Origin of the sequence: Burkholderia sp. E168m15 (assembly GCF_016586105.1) — a bacterium.
Classification (GTDB): domain Bacteria; phylum Pseudomonadota; class Gammaproteobacteria; order Burkholderiales; family Burkholderiaceae; genus Burkholderia; species Burkholderia orbicola.
The window spans coordinates 1-3393 of record NZ_BCPO01000005.1 but is presented as its reverse complement, the minus strand read 5'-3'; the positions used below and the strand labels follow the sequence as shown (position 1 = coordinate 3393).

Sequence of the window (3393 nt, the reverse complement as noted above, 5' to 3'; positions counted from 1 at the left end):
CGAGCGCGATGCCGCCCGCGACGCGCCAGCCCGACACGATCGCCTTCATCTGGCGCGTCTGCTCCTCGAGCGACGCGGCCGCGGCGGCCGCCTGCTCGACGAGCGCCGCGTTCTGCTGCGTGACCGCATCCATCTGGCCGACCGCACGGTTGACCTGCTCGATGCCGGTCGACTGCTCGTCGGAGGCCGCGCTGATCTCGCCCATGATGTCGGTCACGCGGCGCACCGCCTGCACGATCTCGTCCATCGTCGCGCCGGCGCGCGCGACGAGCGCCGACCCGCTGTCGACCTTCTCGGCCGAATCGCCGATCAACTGCTTGATTTCCTTCGCGGCGCTCGCGCTGCGCTGCGCGAGCGAACGCACCTCGCCCGCGACCACCGCGAAGCCGCGGCCCTGCTCGCCGGCCCGCGCCGCTTCGACGGCCGCGTTCAGCGCGAGGATGTTGGTCTGGAACGCGATGCCCTCGATCGTGCCGATGATGTCGACGACCTTGCCCGAGCTCGCCGCGATGTCCTGCATCGTCGACACGACCTGGCCGACCACGTCGCCGCCCTGCGTCGCGATGTCCGACGCGTTCACCGCGAGCTGGCTCGCCTGCCGCGCGTTTTCCGCGTTCTGCCGCACGGTGCCCGTCAGCTGCTCCATGCTCGATGCGGTTTCCTGCAGCGAGGCGGCCTGCTCCTCGGTGCGCTGCGACAGGTCGATGTTGCCGCTCGCGATCTCGCGCGCGCCGACGTCGATCGATTCGGTGCCGCGATGCACGGCCTGCACCATCGTCGTGACGGCGTCCTGCATCCGCTTGATGCCGCCGAACAGGCGGCCGATCTCGTTCGTGCTGAACACGCTCACCGGTTGCGTGAGATCGCCGCCGGCGATGCGCTCGAAGTGCGCGATCGCGTCCTCGATCGGCTGGACGATCAGCCCGCGCAGAACGAAGCGGATCGCGATCACGACGACGAACGCGAGCGCGATGCCGGCCGCGATCAGCGCGATCATCATCGAGATCTGCGACTGCGTCGCGGCCTGGCGTTCTTCCGCGCGCTTTTGCAGCGCGGCGATCACGGCCGCCGCCGTCTGGTCGAACGCGACGAACATCGGGCTGATCTTCGCGTCGGCGATCGCGTGGTACGCGGCCATGTCGCCCGCGCGCGCCGCGGCGAATTCCGGTTCGACGCCTTCCTTCATGATCGTCGCGTAACGCGCGGTGAGCTCGTCGACGAGCGCCTGCTCGACGCCGAGCTTCGGCGTCGACTGGAACGTCTGCCAGTTCTGGTTCGACTTCGCATACAGCTCCTGCGCGCGGTCGAGCACCTTCGCCGCGTCGGCCGCATTGCCGGCTTCGGTCAGCGTACGAAAGCGATCGAGCGCGACGCGCGAGCGCAGCAGGTACGCGGCCGTGTCGTCCAGCGTGTGGATCGCCGGCAGGTCGACGTGCGCGATCTCGTCGAGCGAACGGCTCGCGTGATTCAGCGCGTAAAGGCCGAGCCCGCCGACCGCGGCGGCCAGGCACACGAGGATGAGTCCGACCGCCGTGAGCGTCGTGCGGATCGACCAGTTATGCAACATTGCAGATTCTCCCGAAATTGCTGCGCGCGCGGCGCGCTTACCCGCCGAGTGTCTCGATCAGCGCCATTTCACGGCTCGACATCAGCTTCTCGATGTCCATCAGGATCAGCATCCGGCCGTCGACCGTGCCGAGGCCCGTCAGGTACTCGGTCGTCAGCGTCGCGCCGAATTCCGGCGCCGGCATGATCTGGTCGGTCTGCAGCGTCAGCACGTCCGACACGCCGTCGACCACCATCCCGACCACGCGGTTCGACACGTTCAGGATGATCACGACGGTCTGGTGGTCATACTCGACGCGGCCGAGGTGGAACTTGATCCGCATGTCGACGATCGGCACGATGATCCCGCGCAGGTTGATCACGCCCTTGATGAACTCGGGCGCGTTCGCGATGCGCGTGACGCTGTCGTAGCCGCGGATTTCCTGCACTTTCAGGATGTCGATCCCGTATTCCTCGTCGCCGAGCGTGAACACGAGGAATTCCTGGCCCGTCGCATCGCCGTGCGCCGCATCGCGGCGGCTCGTCGCGGCATTCGCCGCGGCCGGATTGATCATTTGGACTTCAGCAGACACGTTTGCCCCCAATCGGTTGAATGGCGAGAGTCAGAAGACGGCGAGCTCGGCGCCGGCTCGGGCGCCGTGCGTCGCACGGGTTTCGCGGTTCAGCGCCGCGACGTCGACGATCAGCGCGACGCTGCCGTCGCCGAGGATGGTCGCCGCCGAGATGCCATGCACCTTGCGGTAGTTGGTTTCGAGGTTCTTCACGACCACCTGCTGCTGGCCGACCAGTTCGTCGATCAGCATCGCGAAGCGGCGCCCCTCGGTTTCCATGATCGTGACGATCCCCTGCGTCGGGTCGGTGCGCGCGTCCTCGACCGAGAACACCTCGTGCAGCGCGACCAGCGGCAGGTATTCGCCGCGCACGCGCACCACGCGCTCGCCGTTGCCGACCGTGTAGATGTCGTCGTTCGACGGCTGCAGCGACTCCATCACGAAGTTCAGCGGCAGGATGAAGATCTCGCTGCCCACCTTGACCGACATCCCGTCGAGGATCGCGAGCGTGAGCGGCAGCACGATCCGTGTGGTCGTGCCGCGGCCGGCCTGCGACGAGATTTCGACATGACCGCCCATCGACTGGATGTTGCGCTTCACGACGTCCATCCCGACGCCGCGGCCCGACACGTCGGTCACCGTCTCGGCGGTCGAGAAGCCCGGCGCGAAGATCAGTTGCCAGACTTCGTCGTCGCTGATGTTCTCGGAGATCTGCATGCCCTGCTTCGCGGCCTTCGCGAGGATGCGCTCGCGGTTCAGGCCCGCGCCGTCGTCGCTCACCTCGATCACGATGTTGCCGCCGTGATGCGCGGCCGACAGCACGAGCTGGCCGACCGCGTCCTTGCCGGCGGCGACGCGCTTGTCGACGGTCTCGATGCCGTGGTCGAGGCTGTTGCGCACCAGGTGCGTGAGCGGATCGATGATCCGTTCGATCAGGCTCTTGTCGAGCTCGGTCGCCTGGCCGAACGTGACCAGTTCGACCTGTTTGCCGAGCTTGCCGGCGAGGTCGCGCACGAGCCGCGGGAAGCGGCTGAACACGTAATCCATCGGCATCATGCGGATCGACATCACCGCTTCCTGCAGGTCGCGCGCGTTGCGCTCGAGCTGCGCCATCCCGTTGAACAAGCGGTCGTGCAGCGCCGGATCGAATGCGGTCGCCGTCTCGGCCAGCATCGCCTGCGTGATCACCAGTTCGCCGACGAGGTTGATCAGCTGGTCGACCTTCTCGACGCCGACGCGGATCGAACTGCCTTCGGCGCCGGCGGCGGCCGCGGCG

At 67.5% G+C, this 3393-nt stretch carries 3 protein-coding genes; all 3 read right to left on the bottom strand.

Translation table 11 applies throughout. From position 1 onward, the window contains the following. Positions 1–1567 (bottom strand): methyl-accepting chemotaxis protein (locus JMF86_RS00885; RefSeq protein WP_201316679.1); only part of this gene is annotated, 1567 nt, incomplete at its 3' end. Positions 1568–1604: 37 nt separating this feature from the next. Further along, a complete protein-coding gene (gene cheW / locus JMF86_RS00880; RefSeq protein ID WP_012327702.1) occupies positions 1605–2120 on the bottom strand; it encodes a chemotaxis protein CheW in 516 nt (171 codons plus the stop codon). Positions 2121–2168: 48 nt separating this feature from the next. After that, positions 2169–3393 (bottom strand): chemotaxis protein CheW (locus tag JMF86_RS00875; protein WP_201316678.1); only part of this gene is annotated, 1225 nt, incomplete at its 5' end.

Excerpts from the sequence above, each read along its gene's own strand:
- cheW (WP_012327702.1), bottom strand. The coding sequence starts at position 2,120 with ATGATCAATCCGGCCGCGGCGAATGCCGCGACGAGCCGCCGCGATGCG.